Source organism: Mesorhizobium sp. M1423 (assembly GCF_040317575.1).
Taxonomy (GTDB): Bacteria; Pseudomonadota; Alphaproteobacteria; order Rhizobiales; family Rhizobiaceae; genus Mesorhizobium.
This window is the reverse complement of sequence record NZ_JAMYKU010000018.1, coordinates 1-19,625: the sequence shown is the minus strand read 5'-3', so window position 1 is coordinate 19,625 and position 19,625 is coordinate 1. Positions and strand designations below refer to the sequence as shown.

General features: G+C 63.0%; 20 protein-coding genes. 9 read left to right on the top strand and 11 right to left on the bottom strand.

Features of this window, described 5'->3' with window-relative positions; all coding sequences use genetic code 11:
* Positions 1–4: 4 nt before the first annotated feature.
* Positions 5–1,300: an amidase gene (locus NKG95_RS21625; RefSeq protein WP_353042452.1), complete on the bottom strand. Its 1,296-nt coding sequence runs from the start codon at positions 1,298–1,300 to the stop codon at positions 5–7.
* Positions 1,301–1,419: 119 nt separating this feature from the next.
* On the opposite strand from NKG95_RS21625, the gene NKG95_RS21620 reads away from it, so the two are divergent.
* Complete coding sequence (locus NKG95_RS21620) at positions 1,420–1,767, top strand: GFA family protein (RefSeq protein ID WP_352483636.1); 348 nt, start codon at positions 1,420–1,422, stop codon at positions 1,765–1,767.
* 100 nt (positions 1,768–1,867) lie between these two features.
* Here the strand turns inward: NKG95_RS21620 and NKG95_RS21615 are convergent, their stop codons facing one another.
* A complete protein-coding gene (locus NKG95_RS21615) occupies positions 1,868–3,091 on the bottom strand; it encodes an MFS transporter (RefSeq protein WP_353042449.1) in 1,224 nt (407 codons plus the stop codon).
* 91 nt (positions 3,092–3,182) lie between these two features.
* Here NKG95_RS21615 and NKG95_RS21610 point away from each other — a divergent pair, with 91 nt between their 5' ends.
* Entirely contained in the window at positions 3,183–4,163 is a 981-nt protein-coding gene (locus NKG95_RS21610; protein WP_353042448.1) for an AraC family transcriptional regulator, read from the top strand.
* Positions 4,164–4,175: 12 nt separating this feature from the next.
* Here the strand turns inward: NKG95_RS21610 and NKG95_RS21605 are convergent, their stop codons facing one another.
* The 8 genes from NKG95_RS21605 to NKG95_RS21570 form a co-directional block, all read right to left on the bottom strand.
* On the bottom strand, positions 4,176–4,457 hold the full coding sequence (locus NKG95_RS21605) for a hypothetical protein (protein ID WP_353042446.1): 282 nt from the start codon (positions 4,455–4,457) through the stop codon (positions 4,176–4,178).
* A gap of 246 nt (positions 4,458–4,703) precedes the next feature.
* Positions 4,704–5,807: an ABC transporter ATP-binding protein gene (locus tag NKG95_RS21600; RefSeq protein WP_353042444.1), complete on the bottom strand. Its 1,104-nt coding sequence runs from the start codon at positions 5,805–5,807 to the stop codon at positions 4,704–4,706.
* The gene (locus tag NKG95_RS21595) at positions 5,807–6,910 is read right to left on the bottom strand and encodes an ABC transporter ATP-binding protein (protein ID WP_353042442.1); all 1,104 of its coding nucleotides are present in this window, start codon (positions 6,908–6,910) and stop codon (positions 5,807–5,809) included. Before NKG95_RS21595 ends, NKG95_RS21600 begins: the two co-directional genes overlap by 1 nt.
* On the bottom strand, positions 6,907–7,128 hold the full coding sequence (locus tag NKG95_RS21590; protein ID WP_023722317.1) for a hypothetical protein: 222 nt from the start codon (positions 7,126–7,128) through the stop codon (positions 6,907–6,909). Before NKG95_RS21590 ends, NKG95_RS21595 begins: the two co-directional genes overlap by 4 nt.
* Positions 7,125–8,084 carry a carbohydrate ABC transporter permease gene (locus NKG95_RS21585; protein ID WP_353042440.1) on the bottom strand — a complete coding sequence of 320 codons (960 nt, stop codon included), beginning with the start codon at positions 8,082–8,084 and terminating at the stop codon, positions 7,125–7,127. Before NKG95_RS21585 ends, NKG95_RS21590 begins: the two co-directional genes overlap by 4 nt.
* Position 8,085: 1 nt before the next feature.
* A complete protein-coding gene (locus NKG95_RS21580) occupies positions 8,086–8,991 on the bottom strand; it encodes a carbohydrate ABC transporter permease (RefSeq protein ID WP_023722315.1) in 906 nt (301 codons plus the stop codon).
* A gap of 74 nt (positions 8,992–9,065) precedes the next feature.
* The gene (locus NKG95_RS21575) at positions 9,066–10,382 is read right to left on the bottom strand and encodes an ABC transporter substrate-binding protein (RefSeq protein WP_023722314.1); all 1,317 of its coding nucleotides are present in this window, start codon (positions 10,380–10,382) and stop codon (positions 9,066–9,068) included.
* Positions 10,383–10,741: 359 nt separating this feature from the next.
* Positions 10,742–11,437 (bottom strand): TetR/AcrR family transcriptional regulator, encoded by a 696-nt coding sequence (locus NKG95_RS21570; protein WP_353042438.1) that lies wholly within the window; start codon positions 11,435–11,437, stop codon positions 10,742–10,744.
* 107 nt (positions 11,438–11,544) lie between these two features.
* On the opposite strand from NKG95_RS21570, the gene NKG95_RS21565 reads away from it, so the two are divergent.
* Genes NKG95_RS21565 through NKG95_RS21555 form a run of 3 tightly spaced genes read left to right on the top strand, consistent with a single transcriptional unit; the run spans position 11,545 to position 14,028 of the window.
* The gene (locus NKG95_RS21565) at positions 11,545–12,741 is read left to right on the top strand and encodes a Tm-1-like ATP-binding domain-containing protein (protein ID WP_353042436.1); all 1,197 of its coding nucleotides are present in this window, start codon (positions 11,545–11,547) and stop codon (positions 12,739–12,741) included.
* Positions 12,742–12,752: 11 nt separating this feature from the next.
* On the top strand, positions 12,753–13,592 hold the full coding sequence (locus NKG95_RS21560; RefSeq protein WP_353005925.1) for a phosphoenolpyruvate hydrolase family protein: 840 nt from the start codon (positions 12,753–12,755) through the stop codon (positions 13,590–13,592).
* A gap of 16 nt (positions 13,593–13,608) precedes the next feature.
* Positions 13,609–14,028: a cupin domain-containing protein gene (locus NKG95_RS21555; RefSeq protein ID WP_023722310.1), complete on the top strand. Its 420-nt coding sequence runs from the start codon at positions 13,609–13,611 to the stop codon at positions 14,026–14,028.
* A 12-nt stretch (positions 14,029–14,040) separates the two neighbouring features.
* Here the strand turns inward: NKG95_RS21555 and NKG95_RS21550 are convergent, their stop codons facing one another.
* Entirely contained in the window at positions 14,041–15,228 is a 1,188-nt protein-coding gene (locus NKG95_RS21550; RefSeq protein ID WP_352484965.1) for a M24 family metallopeptidase, read from the bottom strand.
* A gap of 364 nt (positions 15,229–15,592) precedes the next feature.
* Here NKG95_RS21550 and NKG95_RS21545 point away from each other — a divergent pair, with 364 nt between their 5' ends.
* The 4 genes from NKG95_RS21545 to NKG95_RS21530 all read left to right on the top strand — a co-directional run.
* Positions 15,593–17,203: an ABC transporter substrate-binding protein gene (locus tag NKG95_RS21545; RefSeq protein ID WP_353042434.1), complete on the top strand. Its 1,611-nt coding sequence runs from the start codon at positions 15,593–15,595 to the stop codon at positions 17,201–17,203.
* Positions 17,204–17,475: 272 nt separating this feature from the next.
* Entirely contained in the window at positions 17,476–18,462 is a 987-nt protein-coding gene (locus tag NKG95_RS21540; protein ID WP_353042432.1) for an ABC transporter permease, read from the top strand.
* Positions 18,459–19,289, top strand: coding sequence for an ABC transporter permease (locus tag NKG95_RS21535; protein WP_353042430.1), 831 nt, complete (start codon positions 18,459–18,461; stop codon positions 19,287–19,289). The genes NKG95_RS21540 and NKG95_RS21535 overlap by 4 nt, the downstream gene beginning before the upstream one ends.
* Positions 19,286–19,625 (top strand): ATP-binding cassette domain-containing protein (locus tag NKG95_RS21530; protein WP_353042428.1); only part of this gene is annotated, 340 nt, incomplete at its 3' end. The genes NKG95_RS21535 and NKG95_RS21530, both read left to right, overlap by 4 nt.

Genomic DNA, 19,625 nt, shown 5'->3' with positions numbered 1-19,625 from the left:
CGGATCAATTTGCAAGCAGTGCCTCGACCCCCGCTGCGATACGCAGCAGGTGGTGGTCATGGCCATTGCGCGCCACCAGCATCAGCCCGGCCGGACGCATCATTCCGGGCATCGGCAGCGAGATGGCTGAAAGATCGAACTGGTTGGCGACCTGCGTGTTGCGCAGCAGAAGGCCTTCCGTCCTGTCGCACAGGGCCTCGTCGCCGGTCATCGAGACGATCGTCGGCGCGGCCATCGGCGTGGTCGGCAGGGCCAGCACGTCGACCGACGCCAGCCGGTCATCCATCGCGGCGGCAAGTGCTGCGCGACGGCGCATTGCCCTGATATAGACCGTGGCCGGAATGGCGCCGGCGCGCGACAATGGCCCGCTTACCCGCGGGTCGACCGGCGTCGTCGCTCCCGTCGCCAGCCAGTCGGCATGGATCTCCGCCCCTTCCATCGCCGCGATCGACGCGCGTTGGGTTGCCGCGCGCAGATCGGCAAGCAGGTCGTCGATCGACCGCTCCACAAGCCGTGCGCCGCTAAGCTCTATCTTGCGCAGACACCGGTCGAACGTCGTCGCGACCTCTTCCTGCGTATCATCGAACAGCACGCCGCGCGGAATACCGATGCGCAGGCCGTCCAGCGGCAGCGGCAACAGTGCCGCCAGGTTTTCGCCCGCCATCACCGCATCGCCCGCCGCACATTCGGCGACGGTGCGGGCCAGCGGACCGATCGAGTCCAGCGTGGCCGACAGCGGAAACGCACCCGCGAGCGGCACGCGCCGCGCCGTCGGCTTGAAACCGACGACGCCATTCAACGATGCCGGAATGCGCACCGATCCGCCGGTATCGGAACCGATAGAGATTTGGCTGGTGCCCTCGCCGACCGAAACCGCGGCGCCTGAGGACGAGCCGCCCGGAATACGGCTGGCATCACTTGCATTGCCGGGCGTGCCGTAATGTGGGTTGACGCCGATCGCGGTAAAGGCGAACTCGGTCATGTTGGTCTTGCCGAGGATGACCGCACCGGCCTGGCGCAGCCGTCGCACGACAATGGCATCCCGCAGCGCCGGCGCTGCGGTGGCGAGCAGCAGCGAGCCCGCCGTGGTCGGCTCGCCAGCGACATCGAACAGATCCTTGATCGAGACGATAGCCCCATCGAGCGGCCCGAGCGTGACGCCGGCTTTTCGCCGCGCATCGGCGGCGTCGGCCGCCGCCCGTGCTGCTTCAGGATAGAGCTTTACGAAAACGCTCTCATCGCCCACGCGAGCAGCAAGACGCGAAACAATTTTTTCGAGGCGATCACGGGCTGATTGCATTTTCGGTGTCGGACTCCGCACGCTTGCAACGTCTTAATGTAGCAGCCACAAACTGGCCGCAGGAGACATAACCCGGCACGGTCGGGTTTGCACCTGTCGAACCGAAGGAGGAAGGCCCGATGCTCTACAAAGGCAGCTGCCACTGCGGCAAGGTCGCGTTCGAGGTCGAAGGCGAGCTGACCGGAGCCGTACGGTGCAATTGCTCGATCTGCTCGCGCAAGGGTGCACTGCTATGGGCAGTGCCGCATGAGAGCATGCGGGTGCTTGCCTGGGGCGATGATCTCGGCCGCTACAGCTTCGGCAACCATGTCATCGCCCACCGCTTCTGCCGCAGCTGCGGCATCCACCCCTTCGCCGAGGATGTCGGCGAAGGGAGCGGGCGAAGTGCCTATATCAATATCCATTGCATCGAGGCGTTGGACGTCGCCGCGGTGCCGGTCTTCGACTTCGACGGCCGTTCCGTCTAATGCATGTCGCGCAAAAGTGTGCAGCGGTTTTGTGATAACGACATGCATAAAAAAAAGAATCTAAAGCGCGTCGCATAAGGCCGATCGAGTGCGACGCGCTTTAGGCCTTGGGACCGTCGATCGCCTTGGGGCCAAGTAAGAACGCCGCCAGTGCCGCAAGCAACGTCGCCGCCGCGCAATAGGCGAAGGCGCTGGCAACGCCGGTATTGTCGACCAGCAGGCCGCCGAAGACGGCGCCCAACGCGATGGCGACCTGGAACGTCATAACCATCAGCCCGCCGGCGCTTTCCGCCTGATCGGGGGCGGCCCGCACCAGCCAGGTCTGCAGCCCGACTGGAACGGCACCGAAGGCAACGCCCCAGCTGGCCACCGCTATTGCAGCCACGACGGGTGAGCCTCCGACCACCAGCAGCAGGAGCGCCGAAAACGCGATCAGCAGAGGCGCCAGGCTGACGGCTGCCCTGAGGCTGCGTTCGGCAATGAAGCCGCCGGCAAAATTGCCGAAGAAGCCACCAATGCCGTAGGCGAGCAGCACAAGCGAGATCGTCTCGATGTCCAGCGCGGGCACCTTCTCGAGAAACGGGCGGACATAGGTGAAGCCGGCAAAGTGTCCCGAGGCGACCAGCAGGACCACCAGCAGTGCCACCCTGATCATCGGCCGCTTCATCACCTCCAGCAGCGTGCGAAAACCTGCCGTACCTGCCGGTGGCAGCTTCGGAATGGTAGCCACCTGCACCAGCAGCGCCAGCGCGCCGACCACGGCGGCGATCATGAAGGCCGTCCGCCATCCCCAGATGTCGCCGACATATGCGCCGACCGGAGCCGCACAGACCGTCGCCACCGAAACCCCGGTGAGGATGATCGACATGGCGCGCGGCATCAGCCGCATCGGAACGAGCCGCATCGCCATGGCTGCCGACATCGACCAGAAGCCACCGAGACTAATGCCAAGCATGATGCGGGCGATCAGAAGAACGGGAAGCGACGACGCAAACGCGGCTACCAGATTTGACAGCACAAGCAGCACCGTCAGCGCCCACATGACCAGCCTGCGGTCCAGCCGCTTGGTGACAATGGCCATGGTCGGCGCCGCAATCGCGCCAATGACGGCGGTGGCCGTTACCGCCTGCCCGGCGGCGCCTTCGGTGATGCCGAGATCCTGCGCAAGCGGCGTCAGCAGGCTGGCCGGCAGAAATTCTGCGGTCACCAGGCCGAAGACTCCGAGCGCCAGGGAGACCACCGCTCCCCATGCGGGCTCGGACCGTTCGCCGGTTTCCGATGCGTCGAGAACGGCGTCCATGACGCCTGTCGCGGGTTCGGTCATGAGGGATCTCCGATCTGGTTGCAGCGCAGCATCTGGCTGCAGTGCAACATAGGGAGTGACTGTCCGGAGTTTCCATGCTAGAAACACCATTATGCTTGACCGTTCGTCCAAAATCCCTGTCACCGGTGATCCACTGACAGACATATTGCGCGGATTGCGCCTCGAAGGCGTCGATTACGGCCGTTGCGAGATGAAGGAACCCTGGGGCATCCATTTTCCGGCTCAGGCGGCGGCACGGTTTCATTTCATCGGTAGCAAAGGCTGCTGGTTGCTGCAGCCGTCCGGCGACTGGGTCGAGCTCAAGGCGGGCGACGCTGTGTTGTTGCCGCGCGGTTCAGCCCACACGCTGGCGAGCGAGCCGGGTATCGAGGCGGCGCCGATCCACGGCTATGAGGTCGAGGAGATCTGCAAGGGTGTCTATTGCATGTCGAATGACGGCGTGCCCGGCTGCCGTCCGGGCACCTTGCTGTTTTTCGGCAGCATGTATTTCAATCTCGATGGCTTGCACCCCTTGCTCGGCATGATGCCGGACGTGATGCGCGCGCATGAGTTGGAAGCCTATGAGCCAGGTATCCCGCATTTGCTGGAGGCGATGGCCCGCGAGGTGACGATGGAGCGCGTCGGCTCCGGCGGCATCCTGGCGCGGCTAGCCGATGTGCTTGCCGCGACCGTCATCCGCTCATGGGTCGAGCGCGGCTGCGGCGACTCTTCCGGATGGATTGCGGCCGTCAGGGACCGCGAGATCGGTCGGGTGCTCGCCGCGATCCATCTGGAACCGAACCGCGACTGGACGGTGGTGGCTCTGGCGAAGATGATGGGCGCCTCACGATCAGGTTTCGCCGAGCGCTTCGCAACCATTGTCGGCGAAACACCGGCAAAGTACGTCACGCAGGTACGGATGCACCAGGCGCGGCAATGGCTGGTCCGCGACCGGCTCAAGATTTCCGTCGTCGCGGCGCGCCTCGGCTACGAATCCGACGCCTCCTTCAGCCGCGCCTTCAAGCGGGTCATCGGATCGCCGCCCAGCCATTTCCGGGCCGAGGAACAGGCGGAGATCCGCCAGGCCGGCTAAACATTGGCCATGTTATTGCTCGGTGATGCAGGCCGAGCCGGCGCTGCTCTTGCAATATTTGCCGGAAGCCCCGCACCTGCCATCCGAGACTTCGACGACGGTGCCGCTCAACAGCAGCTTGCAGTCACTGGTGGACAGATTGACCGTGCCGTTGAGATCCTTGATCTTCTTGGCGTCGACCTTCGCACCGGCGACAACTTTCTTGGCTGCCTGCGCGTCGCTCAGATGCACCGCCGACAATCCCATACCCGCGACAAGCAGGATCATCGCAAAGCTGCGTAACAGATTTCCCATAGCCAACCCTCCGTTTTGGGTCTCCAAATTGGGCGTGCAAAGCCCGTTTGGGACCAAAGGATCAGCCTATTCGACAAATCGGAGCATCCGCATCCCCCGTACGGGGGATGACGGGAAGACTCGAGCATTTCGCAGCCAAGTGGAATCACACGGCGTCGCACAAATGCGACTAAAATAGATAGCTAGAGCGGGATGCACGGTCAATTTGAACGCATCCCGCTCTAGCTGCAGTAAAGAGGCTTGTACTTAGCCGGCGTGACGCAGGCTTATTCCGCTGCCCTTGTCGAACAGCACCACCTTGTCCGGGTTCCAGGCAAAGCGCACCGGCTGCTCTATCTGCACGTCGGTCCTGGCCGGCACAGTGGCGCGCAGCATGGCGTCGCCGACCCGCAGCGTCAGGATCTTCTCGACGCCATGGTTCTCGACGTCATGGACCCGCGCCTCGACCGGCGCGCCGGTCTCAAGATAGACGTCCTCGGGACGAATACCGAAGACGAGCGGGCGACCGTCGGTCGCCCCGCCCGTCTTGGCCCCCCCCGAAGGCTTGGGCCCCCCCGCCAACGGCAAGTCGGAATTCAGCGGTGCCATCACCGCACGCCCGTTAACAAGCTTGCCGTCGATGAGATTCATCGGCGGCGAGCCGACGAAGCTCGCCACGTAGGTGTCGCGCGGATTGTTGTAAATCTCGTATGGCGTGCCGGTCTGGACGATGCGGCCATGGTTGAGCACGCCGACCTTGTCACCCATCGACATCGCCTCGATCTGATCGTGCGTCACGAACAGGAAGGTGGCGCCGAGCTGCATCTGCAGGTTCTTCAATTCGGTGCGCAGCGCCTCGCGCAATTTGGCGTCGAGCGCCGACAACGGCTCGTCCATCAGGAATACCCGCGGCTTGCGCACGATGGCGCGGCCGATCGAGACGCGCTGCATCTCGCCGCCTGAAAGCCGGTCGGTCTTGCGGTCGAGCAGATGCTCGATCCGCAGTGTCCTGGCAGCGCGGTCGACACGATCCTTGATCTCGGCATCGGGCAACCGGCGGATCTTCGGCTTCAGCGGAAATTCGAGGTTTTCGCGCACCGTATAACGCGGATAGAGCGAATATTGCTGCAGCACCAGCGCCACGTCGCGCTCGGCCGCGCCCCAATCGGCGACATCGACGCCGTCGATAAAGACCTGGCCTTCGCTCGGTTTTTCCAGGCCGGCAATCATGCGCAGCGTCGTCGTCTTGCCGGCGCCGGTCTCGCCGAGCAGGACGAAGAACTCGCCGTCGGCGATGTCGAGGTCGAGCCCGGTCAAAGCGGTGTGGTTGCCGAATTTCTTCGAAATGTTCTTGAGCTGGATGTGGGCCATCAGAGTCTCACTCCCAGCGATTTGCCGCTCGCCGTGTCGAAGAAATGCGCCTGGCTGGGATCGATTCTGACGAAGACCCTTTCGCCGGGGCCGCCGATGAAGCCGCTCTTGGTGCGTGCACGCAGCATCTTGGAGCCGACCTTGAGGTCGACGATATCGAAGGAGCCGAGCGGCTCAACGATCTGCGTCTCCACCGGCAAGAACCCCTCGGCGGCTTCGCGGCGAACGAGAACGCCTTCCGGCCGGATGCCGAGCGCGAGCTGGCCGCCGACATGGCCGTTGAGCTTCGACAGCAAGGTGCGCGGGAATTCGAAGCCGGCGGCCGCATCGCCGACCGTGACCGAGGCCGACGAGGCTTTCTCGGTCACCGAAGCGTCGGCGACGTTCATCACCGGGCTGCCGACAAACTGCGCGACGAAAAGATTCGCCGGATGCGAATAGACCTCGTCCGGCGAGCCGACCTGCTGCAGTACGCCCTCATGCATGATGACGATGCGGTCGGCGAGGCTCATCGCCTCGATCTGGTCGTGAGTGACGTAGATGCTGGTCGAGCCCTGCTTGATGTGCAGCCGCTTGATCTCGGCCCTCATCTCCTCGCGCAGCTTGGCATCGAGCGCGCCGATCGGCTCGTCCATCAGCATCGCCTTCGGCCGCCGCACCAAGGCTCGGCCGATCGCGACGCGCTGCATGTCGCCGCCCGACAGGGCGGATGGTTTCTTGGCGAGGAGATCGCTGATCTGCAGCGTCTTGGCGACCGAGCGCACCTCGCTGTCGATCTCGGCCTTGCTCTTGCGCGTCGCCCTCAGTGGAAAGGCGATGTTCTCGTAGACGCTCATATGCGGATAGAGCGAGAACGATTGGAAGACCATGGCTATGTCGCGGTCGGCGGCCTTGAGATGCTGGACCGGCTTGCCGTCGATGAGGATGTCGCCGCCGTCGATCGTCTCCAGTCCGGCAACGGCCCTGAGCGTCGTCGTCTTGCCGCAGCCCGACTGGCCGAGCAGCACGATGAACTCGTTGTCGTCGATCTTCAGGTTGAGGTCCTTGATGACCTGGACGGCGCCGAAAAATTTCTGGACGCCGCGAAGCTCGATCTGGGTCAATGCTGCGCCCCCGGGTTTGCCCCTTGCCCGGTGCCGGCCTTCTCCTCCGGCGCGATCTTGGAGGTGATGTTGAAGCCGATCAGGCCGATCAGGATGATGGTCACGCCGTAGCTGTGCAGCAGCATGTGCCATGGCTGGCAGAGCGCGATGATGCCGAGCACCATCAGCACCTGGCTGCCCGGTTCGAGATATTTCTGATTGATGTCGCGAAAACTCATTTGCGGATCGCTCCGAAGGACATGCCGCGCAGCAGATGGTTGCGGAGCAGGAAGGTGAAGATCGCGACCGGCAGCAGGAACAGGAAGGTTCCGGCGGCAATCACCGTCCAGTCCGGCAGGCCGGCGCCGACCTGGCTGGGAATGAAAGGCGGCGCCGTCTGGGCGCGGCGGCTGGTCATGATCAGTGCGAAGGCATATTCGTTCCACGCCGTGATGAAGCAGAACACGGCGGTGGCGGCGATGCCGGTGGCGGCCTCGGGCAGCACGATCTTGAAGAAGGCCTCCATGCGCGTATAGCCGTCGACGAGGGCCGCCTCCTCATACTCCTTGGGGATCTCGTCCATGAAGCCTTTCATCAGCCACACCGAGAAGGACAGGTTGAAGGCGGTGTAAAGGATGATCAGGCCGATATGGGAATCGTTGAGGCCGACCGCCCGGTACATCAGGAACATCGGAATGGCGACGACCACCGGCGGCAGCATGCGCGTCGACAGGATGAAGAACAGCAGGTCTGCCTCGCCTTTCACCTTGAAGCGCGAGAACCCATAGGCGGTAAAGGTGCCCATGCCGACGGCCAGGACGGTCGAGGTTATGGCAACGATCAGCGAGTTCATGAAACGGCTCGGATAGCCCGACCACTGCACCTGGCCCTTGCCGTCGCGCACGATCTTTTCGCCACCATTGAAGACGACGCGCTCCCACCACGGCGCAGCCGCGTACTCCTCCGGTGATGGCGGGCTGCGCAGCTGCGAACGCTTGGTGAACAACTTGACGAAGGGCGATATCTCCGGCTGGAAAATCACCGTCGGCGGAATGGTGGTGGCGAGGTTGCGCGGCTTGAACGCCGTCGAGGCTATCCAGTAGATCGGCGCCAGGAAGATGATCGTCACCAGCAGGACGGCGACGATGGCGACCCGGTTGAAGGTGATTTCGGAAGAAGTGCGGACTGCGGCCATCTCAGCGCTCCTTCACCTTGTTGAGGTATTTGACATAGATGTTGGTGATCGCCAGCACCATGATCAGCACGATGTAGGCGAGCGCGCAGGAGCGCCCGGTCTGCCATTCCTGGAACGCCATCTTGTAGAGCCGGATCGAGATCAGCTCGGCCGTCGGCTGGCTGGTCAGGATATAGGCGAGGTCGAAGGTCTTGAACGCTTCCATGGTGCGGAAGATGACCGCGATCATCAGGATCGGCGCGACCAGCGGCAGCGTGATGCGGAAGAAGGTGTAGAACGGCCCGGCCCTGTCGATCGCGGCGGCCTCGTAGAGATGCTTGGGCACGGCCGACAGGCCGGCCAGCGACAACAGCATGACGAAGGGCGACCACATCCAGATATCGGTCAGCGCGACCGCATAGAGCGCCATTTTCGGATCCGACAGCCATTCGAAGGTGCCGAGGCCGAGCGCATAATTGATGATGCCGAAGGACGGATCGTAGAGCAGTTTCCAGAACAGGCCGACGACGGCCATAGACAGCATCATCGGCAACAACAGGAGCGTCGTCAGCAGGCCCTTGAGCGGAATGTCGCGGTTGAGCAGCATGGCCACGCCGAAGCCGACGAGCAGCTGGCCGGCGACCGAGATGATGACGTATTTTGCGGTGATGGCGAAATTGGACCAGACATAGGGATCGCTGAGCAGGTCGCGATAGTTTTGCAGCCCGACGAAATTCGCCGCCGCGCTGGTCGAGGCGCGGAAATCGGTGAACGAATAGCCCAGCGAATAGATCAGCGGGAAGATGTTGAAGACGATCAGAAACAGGATCGTCGGGATGATGAAGAGATTGCGGATCGAAATGTCGCTTAGACCGCGAGCAGCGGCCCGCGAGGACCTGTCCAGCGTGGTGATCATCGTGGTCGCCAAGACCCTGCTCCCGGTTCAAAAATCAGAAAAAGAAACGGAGGAGGCACGAACGCCCCCTCCGTGAAGCTTCATACTTATTGGCCGCGGCCGTATTTCTTGAAGGTCGCGTTCCAGTCGGCTGCCAGTGCGTCCAGCGTCTCCTTGGCGGTGCCTTCGCCGCCGATCATGTAGGGATAGATACGCTGGTTGAGCTGCTGCAGCAGTTCGGCATATTCCGGAACCGCCCAGAAGTCCTTGACCTTGAACATGGTCTCGTAGAACGCCTTGTTGTAGGGCGTGGCGTTCTGGAATTCGGGCGACTTGAGCACGGCGGCACTGCAGGTGTAGCCGCCAAGCGCTGCCCATTTCTTCTGGGTCTCGTCCTTGATGAACCATTCCAGGAACTTGGTCGCCTCTTCCTGCTTCTGCGAGTAGGAAACGATAGAGATGCCCTGACCGCCGAGTGCGGCGAACTGGTCCCCGTTCGGGCCGGGAGGATTGGCGAAGAAGCCGGTGTTCTTGGCGTTCGGGTTCGACGCCTCGTTGATCAGCGAGGGGAAGAACGCGAAGTAGTTCATGCTCATCGCCGCCAGGTTTTCAGTGATCGCCTGGTTGTCCTCGACGAAGAACGACTTGGCCCAGCCCGGAGGCGTGAACTTGTAGAGTTCCTTGTAGGCGTCGAGCGCCGCGATCGCCTTGTCGGAGTTGATGAAGCCATCGACCTTGTAGGTCTTATAGTCACCCAGCTCGCCGCCAAAGGAGAACAGCGCGTTTTCGAAGCCCATCGCCATCGCGTCATAGGAATTGTCGGTGTAGATGGCGATGCCGTATTTTTTCTGGTCCGGCCGGTAGAAGAACTCGGCGATGTCGCGCAGCGCCTTGAAATCCTTCGGCACGTCGAGATCGTAGCCATACTTGGCCTTGAAGGCTTCCTTTTCCTTCGGATCCTCGAACCAGTCCTTGCGGTAGGACCAGCCGACAGCGTCGCCTTCAAGCGGGATGGCCCAGTACTTGCTGCTGCCGCCCGGATATTCGGCGTAGTACTTCACCGTCGCCGGTGCCATCACATCGCCGACCTTGTGCTTGTTGAAGAAGTCGGTCAGGTCGACATAGTGGCCACCGGTCGAGCCGGCACCGAGCCATTGCGAGTCGCCGACGACCATATCATAGGCGTCGCCATGGGCGTTGAACTCGGTGAAGGCCTTGGTCTGGAAGTCGGGCCACGGTGTGGTTTCCACCGTGATCTTGACGCCGGTTTCCTTCTCGTACTCGTTGCCGAGTTCCTGCAGGTAATTGGCCGGATCCCATTCCGCCCAGAAGATTGTAAGTTCCTTTTCCTGCGCGTAGACGGACGTTCCGCAGGCGAGCACTAGGCCGATACCAGCAAGCAAGCTGGTCATTGTCTTGCGCATAATGATTTCCTCCCTTGTGCGCATTCTACCGCGTCATGCGAGCCGGCGGCGAGGCCGGCCCTGGTAGTCCTCCCGTGACGGCACCGTTCCGGTTTTTGAGCCTCCTCGTTCGACCGAAACGGATATTAGCCTTCACCCTTTGATCCGCTTTATTTGTCCTGATCTGGTATTACCAATTTCAGACGAACGTCAAGCCCTTTCTTGGACGGTGGCGGACACGCAGACAAGTTGGTTTCTGCGATATCTGCCTGTTTTCCCTGAATTTTCCTACTCCTTGATACATGAATGCCTTACTTGGACCGCTGCATCGCTAGTAGCATGAATAGTCAGGTTGAAAATCTGGTCGAACCAGATTGGCGTCATCTAGCGGCCGTCATCGGTGCGATCCCATCTCCTTCAATCATCGATTCCGTCACAGCTGCGCGTACCAGCGCGCTGGCGGCCCATTGCGCGACCGACATCATTCTGCGGCTATCCAATCCCCATATATCCTTCAGTACGATCAGCATCTCAACACCGAAGATCAATGACAGCGCCTGCGCGAGCCGCTTGAATTCGCGCGGCGGCAACCGGCCTTTGAGTGGCGCGATCGCATCTTTCAAAAGATCGACGCGATGGCCGCGCGTGAACGCCGGTTCGCCGTCAAGCGTGCCTGCCTGTCGCTGCGCCCACTGGTCGAGCGACAGTTTCAGCGCCGCCTTGAACGTCGCTTCGAAGGCCTCGATGCGGGGCATGGCGGTCTCGAACAGCTCGGCCACCCGGCGCTCGGGATCGGCAGAGCTCGATTTCCAGGTAAGGATCGGCCCAAGCCCCTCATCGACCACCGCCTGCACCAGCGCCGCCTGGCTCGGAAAATACCGATAGGCGGTGGCGCGTGAGACTTCCGCCGCCTCCGCCACCTCGCTGACCGAGGGCGTGGCGCCCGCCTGCATCAGCTTTGTCGCCGTCTCCAGCATCAGCCGCCTGGTGCGCGCGCGCGCCCCGCGCTCTACCCGCGGGTTCGGCCCTTGGCCGGCATCGTCGTCCGTTGCGGCTTGTTGACGTGAGACATTCATGTCAATACGATACGCGCGTCTCAAAAAATTGCAATGGCCCTTCGCGCCGTCGAATGGCCAGGCAAAGGGGCGGCAGCGCCGGACACGCCCAGGACCGGAGAAACGCGATGAAGCGCATCTATGTGGTGGGTACCGCCGACACCAAGGGCGAGGAACTCGCTTTTCTGGCCGATGCGGTCGCCGCAACCGGCGCTTCGATTGCCCGTGTCGACATCGGAACACGCGGCGCGACCGTGCCGGTCGATGTTTCGGCAGACGAGGTCGCCAGCCACCATTCAGAGGGTCGCAATGCCGTGCTCGGCGTCGACGACCGCGGCACCGCAGTGGCGGCGATGGCTGCCGCCTTTGCCCGATTTGTTCAATCGCGTAGCGATATTGCCGGGATTATCGGTATCGGCGGTGGCGGCGGCACCTCGATCATCACCACAGGCATGCGCACGCTGCCGCTCGGCCTGCCCAAGATCATGGTTTCGACCTTGGCCTCCGGCGACACCGCGCCTTATGTCGACGTCTCCGACATCGTCATGATGCCGTCGGTGACCGACATGGCCGGCCTCAACCGGCTTTCCCGTGTCGTGCTGCACAATGCCGCCCAGGCGATATCAGCCATGGCGGCAAATCCGGCGCCGCCGCCCGACGGCAAACCGTCGCTCGGCCTCACCATGTTCGGCGTCACCACGCCATGCGTGACCGCGATCGCCGATGAGCTTCGTTCCACCTATGACTGTATGGTCTTCCACGCCACCGGCACCGGCGGCCGCACCATGGAAAAATTGGCCGACAGCGGCCTGTTGTCCGGCGTCATCGACATCACAACGACCGAAGTCTGCGACTTGCTGTTTGGCGGCGTGCTGCCGGCGACGGACGATCGCTTTGGTGCCATCGCCCGCACCGGGCTGCCTTATGTCGGCTCGGTCGGCGCGCTCGACATGGTCAATTTCTGGGCGCCGCCAACAATTCCGGAACGCTATCGCGGCCGGCTATTCTATGAGCACAATCCAAACGTCACACTGATGCGCACCACCGCCGACGAAAGCAGAATGATCGGCGAATGGATCGGTACAAGGCTGAGCCTCTGCCAGGGTCCGGTTCGTTTCCTCATTCCGGAGAAAGGCGTGTCGGCGCTCGACATCGAAGGCGGCGCCTTCTTCGACCCTGAAGCCGATGCAGCTTTGTTCGAGGCGATCGAGCGCACCATCAAACCCGCCAAAACGCGGCGCGTTCTGCGCCTGCCGCTGCATATCAACGACCCCGAATTCGCCTGGGCCGCCACAACGGCCTTCCTCGACATCGCCAGACAGTGAGACACCAAGATATGGCCGCCATACCGCGCAAGAAAATCCTGGAGAAATTCGGCAAGATGATCGCGGACGGCGTTCCGATCGTCGGCGGCGGTGCCGGCACCGGCCTGTCGGCCAAGGCAGAGGAAGCTGGCGGCATCGACCTGATCATCATCTACAATTCCGGCCGCTACCGCATGGCCGGGCGCGGCTCGGCCGCCGGCCTGCTCGCCTATGGCAACGCCAACGAGATCGTCAAGGAGATGGCCTACGAAGTGCTGCCGGTAGTGAAGAAGACGCCGGTGCTGGCCGGCGTCAACGGCACCGATCCCTTCGTCATCATGCCGCTGCTTTTGGCCGAGTTGAAGACGATGGGCTTTTCCGGTGTGCAGAACTTTCCGACCATCGGCCTGTTCGACGGCCAGATGCGGCAGAGTTTTGAAGAAACCGGCATGGGCTTCGGGCTCGAGGTCGACATGATCGCCGAGGCTCACAAACTCGACCTGTTGACCACGCCCTACGTCTTCAATCCAGACGAGGCTCGCGCCATGACACAAGCCGGCGCCGACATCGTCGTCGCCCATATGGGGGTGACCACCGGCGGTTCGATCGGTGCGACCTCGGCTAAATCGCTGGACGACTGTGTGAAGGAGATCGACGCCATTGCCGAAGCGGCACGCTCAGTGCGCGAGGATATCATCCTGCTTTGCCATGGCGGGCCGATCTCGATGCCGGACGACGCCAAATATATTCTCGAGCGCTGCAAGGGCCTGCACGGTTTCTACGGCGCGAGTTCGATGGAACGGCTGCCGGCGGAAGCTTCGATCGCCAGGCAAACGGCGGATTTCAAGGCCGTCACGTTCGGCGCTGCGTAGAAGAAGGGGTGAGACGATGACCGACAACAGCAAGGTGTTCGTATACCCAAAAGACGTCAGCGCCTTCGGCTTCGACTGGGGCAGGCTGTCGCTGACGGTCGCTCCCGAAGTGAACGGCGCGAAGCGCTTTTCCGGTGGTGTCGTCGACCTGCCGTCGGGCAAGGGCCATACGCGTCATAACCATCCGGGTGCCGAGGAGATCATTTTCGTCATCTCAGGCAATGGCGAGCAGATGGTCGAAGACGAGAAGGGCAATCCGGTCGTCGAGAAGGTCGGCCCCGGTTGCACCATCTATGTGCCGGAAAGCCGCTTCCATTCGACGCTCAATACCGGCGACGCGCCGATGCAGCTTTTCGTCGTCTATTCGCCGGCCGGGCCGGAATTGGCACTGCGCGACCTGCCGGATTTCAGGCTGCTGCCGTCAGGTGGGAATTGAGATAGACGGCGCCTAAGCCCCGCCCCTGTTCCAGCCCCTACCCCGATCGCCGAACATAATGTAACCGGCGCCGGTCACCGCCACCGTGTCCTCCAGCTTGATGAAGCCGCGCGTCGGGTGGAGCATGGTCGTCTCGACCGAAAGCACCATGTTCTTCTCCAGCGGCTTTGCGGCATAGGTGCCTTCATAGGTCACCGGATGGTTGGTCATCAGGAACGGCGCTTCGTGCGTGATCAGCCCCATGCCATGCGCGAAGAAATCGGTATAGGCCGCAACCTTGGATTTCTTCAGCACGCCTTCGGCATGAGAAATCATGTCACCGCCCAGCGTGCCCGCCTTTACCTTGGAGAAGGCCGCCTGCTGCACCGTCTCGATCTCGGCCAGCAGATCCTCGAGTTCGGCGTCAGGCTCACCCAGCACGCCCATGCGGCAAAGGTCGCCGATATAGCCGTGGTAGTTGCCGCCGGAATCGATCGACATCACCTCGCCCTTCTTCCACGTTTGCGGCGAGGCCGCGCGGTTGTGACTGGAGCCTAGCGTCAACAGGCAATATTCGAAATGCGCGCCGCGATTGGTCTCCTCGCGCCTGAGCTGTTCGATGATCTCGCTCTTGGTTGTGCCTTCGCGTGCCCAGCCGATGGTCGCCAGCATGGAATCGGTGATCAGCTCCGAAGCAATGCGCAGCTTCTCCAGCTCGGCTTCGGTTTTGATTGCTCGCATGCGCTCCAGCATGTGCGTGGCGTCGATCAGCTTGGCGTCCGGCAGCGCGTTGCGGATCAGCATATAGGCGTCGGAGGGCAGGAAGGCGGGCTCGATGCCAATGCGGGCATTGCCCTTGCCGATCTTCCGCAAATGCTCGACCGCCAGGTTGGCGGCATCGAGCGTGCCCCAGCAGGCGGCATGCAGTGTCGGCGTCCAGAACGGATGGTTCTGGTGCTCGCCGCCCTCCATGCGGTTGCCGATATAGGCGGCATGCTCCGGCCCGCCTTTCTCGTAGACGACGACAGGCAGATAGCGGCTATGGCCGATCGCATCCATGGCGGCGAAGAAGATGAACTTGTAGCCGCCAAGCAGATATTGCGTGTTGTGCTTGGAGGTGGCGAGCAGCACGTCGATGCCGGCTTCCTCCATCAGCCCGTCCACCCTGGCCTGGTCGAACGGCACGCTGCCGACGACATTCTTGCCCGGAGCAACGTTCATTGTCTCTCTCCCTGAAGTGCCATGACCGACCGCACGTGGCGCCGGCCTTTCTGGTTTTAGAGCCTTGGCTCCCCTCAAATCTGCATCATTTTGCCCGGTCTGGTCCAGCCAGAATGGGTCGAGCGGGCGCCAAAAGCTCATTCCGCTACCGGCATGGTCTAATCTGGTCCGGCCAGATCAGCGCATTGGACCGCTTCCCTGTAACTGGTCCAGCGGACGGAAATTTCAAAGCCACGTGAGGATGCGCCAATTCCGTCTCTGGCGAAACCCCGGACAAGGGCCATAATCAGCTTTGCAGGATGCTCACGAGCGTCCGAAGGGTACGGCGCACCCGGCCGGGTCGCGGAGAGGACGGAGTTCGATCATGCCAGAGTTCACCATTTCCAGGCGTACGATGCTTGCGGGTTCGGCATTGCTGCTGGCCTCCACCGCCATGCCGACGATCGGCTGGGCGCAGACGCCGAAAAAGGGCGGACGACTGGTTGTCGCCGCTGATTCCGAGCCGCGCAATCTTAATCCGGCGATTGTCGCCTCGAACGGCGTCTTCTTCATCTCGAGCAAGATCGTGGAAACCTTGGCCGAGGCCTCCTTCGGCGGCAAGGACGGGCTCGAGCCACGGCTGGCGCTCAGCTGGGAAGGCGCCGCCGACGGCCTGTCGGTGACGTTCAAACTGCGCGAGGACGTCAAATGGCATGACGGGAAGCCCTTCACCTCAGCCGATGTCGCCTTCTCGGCGCTGCAGGTCTGGAAACCGCTGCAGAATCTCGGCCGCACCGTGTTCAAGGATCTGGAGGCGGTCGACACGCCGGACGAGGCGACCGCCGTGTTCAAATTCGCCAAGCCGACCCCGTTCCAGCTGATCCGCAACGCCTTGCCGGCGCTGAGCAGCGTGGTGCCCAAGCACATCTACGAGACCGGAAAGATCGAGGACAACCCGGCCAACAACGCCCCGGTCGGCACCGGACCGTTCAAATTTGCCGAATACAAGCCCGGCGAATATTACGGGCTGGAGAAGAACACCGACTATTGGGGCAAGGACGAGCCCTATCTCGATGAGATCATCTATCAGGTGCTGCCGGACCGCACGTCGGCGGCCAGCGCGCTCGAGGCCGAAGAGATCCAGCTCGCCGCCTTCTCCGCCGTGCCCCTGGCCGATCTCGACCGCATCTCCAAAGTGCCCGGCCTCAAGGTGATCACCAAAGGATACGAAGGGCTGACTTACCAACTGGTCGTCGAGATCAACCATCGCCGCAAGGAGCTGGCCGACCTGAAAGTGCGCCAGGCGATCGCTCACGCTATCGACAAGGATTTCGTCGTCAAGACGGTGTTTCTCGGCTATGCCGCTACCGCCACTGGCCCGGTGCCGAAAAACGACCCGCAATTCTACACCGCCGACGTGCCGACCTATGCTTTCGACGTCGCCAAGGCCAACGCCTTGCTCGACGAGGCCGGCTACAGCCGAGGCGATGATGGCAAGCGCTTTTCGCTGAAACTGCTGCCGGCGCCCTATTTCAACGAGACCAAGCAGTTCGGCGACTATCTTCGTCAGGCGCTCGCCGCCATCGGCATCGACGCCCAGCTGGTCAACAACGACTCTGCCGCGCATATCAAGGCGGTTTACACCGACCACGCCTTCGACCTTGCGGTCGGGCCGCCGGTGTTCCGCGGCGATCCGGCGATCTCGACCACCATCCTGGTGCAGAGCGGCATTCCCGACGGGGTGCCTTTCTCCAACCAGGGCGGCTACAAGAACGCCGATCTCGACGCTCTGATCGCCAAGGCATCGGAGACGCTTGACACCGCCGCCCGCACCGAACTCTACAAGGAGTTCCAGAGAAAAGTTGCCGCCGACCTGCCACTGATCAACGTCGCCGAATGGAGTTTCATCAGCGTCGCCCGCGATACGGTCAAGAACATCGCCAACACCCCGCGCTGGGCGGTGTCGAACTGGGCGGACACTTGGCTGGAGGGGTAAGGAAGTCTCTCCAGACTTGCGCGCCGCTTGTGTGGGTGCTCAGCTTCAGCGATGAGAGTCCCTTCGCGCCCCCCTCTGTCCTGCCGGACATCTCCCCCACGAGGGGGGAGATCGGCTGTCATTATCGCTTTCGCCAATCTCCAGCGTTGCAAGACGGCCGGCAACGCCGAAGCTGCCAATCTCCCTCCCTGTGGGGGAGATGTCCGGCAGGACAGAGGGGGGCGCCGTAGAGCGCGGCACCGAAGACTTGGCTCTCCTATCAGCGCTACGCCATGAGCCGCGCCCTCACCCTCCTTCGCCGTCGCCTCGTCGGCAGCATCTTCGTGTTGCTGATTGTCGTCATCGGCACCTTCCTGTTGCTCGAAGCCGCTCCCGGCGATGCGGTCGATGCCTACATCGTCTCGACCGGCGGCGACGCCGGCATGATCGAGCTGTTGCGTCACCGCTGGGGGCTCGACCAATCTGAGCTGACGCGGCTGGCCAATTACCTTTGGGCGCTGCTGCATCTCGACCTTGGCCAGTCCGTCACCTTTTCGCGGCCGATCCGCGATGTCATCACCGAGCGCCTGCCCAACACGCTGCTGTTGATGGGCAGCGCCACCGCGCTCTCCGTCGGACTCGGCTCGGTGCTCGGCATCTATGCCGGCGCCAGACCCGGCAGCGTCCGTGATCGCTTCCTGTCTATCGGCTCGCTGGCGGTCTATGCCATACCGGGCTTCTGGCTCGGGCTGGTGCTGATCATCGTCTTTGCCGTCGACCTGCGCTGGTTTCCGATCGGCGGCATCGAGAGCATCGCCTCGGCCAGGACCGGCCTTGATCGCGCTGGCGACATCGCCCGCCATCTCGTCCTGCCGGTCTCCGCGCTCGGCTTCATTTATCTCGCGCTCTATCTGCGCATGATGCGCGCCGGCATGGCCGAGGTCTGGCGGCAGGATTTTGTCCTCGCCGCTCGCGCCAGGGGACTTTCCCGCCGTCGCGTCGTGCTCGCCCATGTCGCCCGCAACGCGCTGTTGCCGCTGGTCACCATGCTTGGCCTGCAGTCCGCGCAAATGCTGGGCGGCAGCGTCGTCATCGAAAGCGTCTTTTCGGTGCCAGGCCTTGGCCGATTGGCGCAGGAAGCGGTGGCGGCACGCGACACGCCGTTGCTGCTCGGCATCATTCTCGTCAGCGCCGTTCTGGTCGTCATCATCAACCTTCTCGTCGACATCGCCTACGCCGTCCTCGATCCGCGCGTCGGAGCCAATGAGGCCGGCGCGTGAACCCGCTTCGCCGTTTTCTCCGGACGCCGGAAGCGATCGCCGGCATTGTCATCCTGGCGGCGCTGTTTACCGTGGCGCTTGCCGCACCTTTGTTCTTTCCCGGCGATCCGCAGGCCATTGCCGGGCCGGCATTGCTGCCGCCGTTCCAGGACTGGTCGCTACCACTAGGCACCGACCGCCTCGGCCGTGACATGCTGGCCGAGCTTTTCCACGGCGCCCGCACCTCGCTGGCGGTCGGCCTGGCGGCCGCCGCCGCCGCCCTTGCCGTCGGCGCAGTGATCGGCACGCTGGCCGGCTTCGCCGGCGGCCTTATCGACGAAGTGCTGATGCGCATCACCGACGCTTTCCAGACCGTGCCAGCTTTTCTGCTGGCTTTGGCTTTCGTCAGCATCGTCGGGCCGTCGCTCGGCGTCGTCGTCGCGGCGATCGCACTGGGCGCCTGGACCGGACCGGCACGCGTGGCGCGAGCCGAAGTGCTGTCGATCCGCGAGCGCGATTTTGTAGCGGGCGCCCGCGTCATCGGCATGCATCCGCTGGAGATCGCCTTTCGCGAGGTGCTGCCCAACGCATTGCCGCCGGTACTGGCATTGTCGTCGGTGATCGTCGCCGCGGCGATTCTCACCGAAGCGGCATTGTCCTTTCTCGGCCTCGGCGACCCCAACCGCGTTACCTGGGGCGGCATGATCGCCGAAGGCCGTGCCGTGCTGCGCACCGCGCCGTTCCTGTCGATCGTTCCGGGAATAGCACTCGTGCTCACGGTGCTAGGTGTGTATCTCGCCGGCGAAGGCGTCGTCGAGACGACGGCGGTGAGGAGGGGCCTGTCGTGACGGCGCTGCTTTCGATCCGCAATCTGACGGTGACCTATCGCCGCGATGGCTCCGAGGTGACGGCACTAAAGAGTGTCAGCCTCGACATTCCCGCCGGCGAGCGCTTTGCCATCATCGGCGAGAGCGGTTCGGGCAAGAGCACGCTGGCGCTTGCCATTGCCGGGCTGCTGCCGGGTTCTGCCAGGATCGAAGGCCGCATCGATTGGCTCTTGCGCCCGCCGCCAATGTCTGGTGCCAAGACACCCCCCTCGGTGGGGGCGGGCCGGGGGGGGGGGGGGGGGGGGGGGGGGGGGGGGGGGGGGGGGGGGCGGGGGGGGGGGCGGGGGGGGAGAAGCG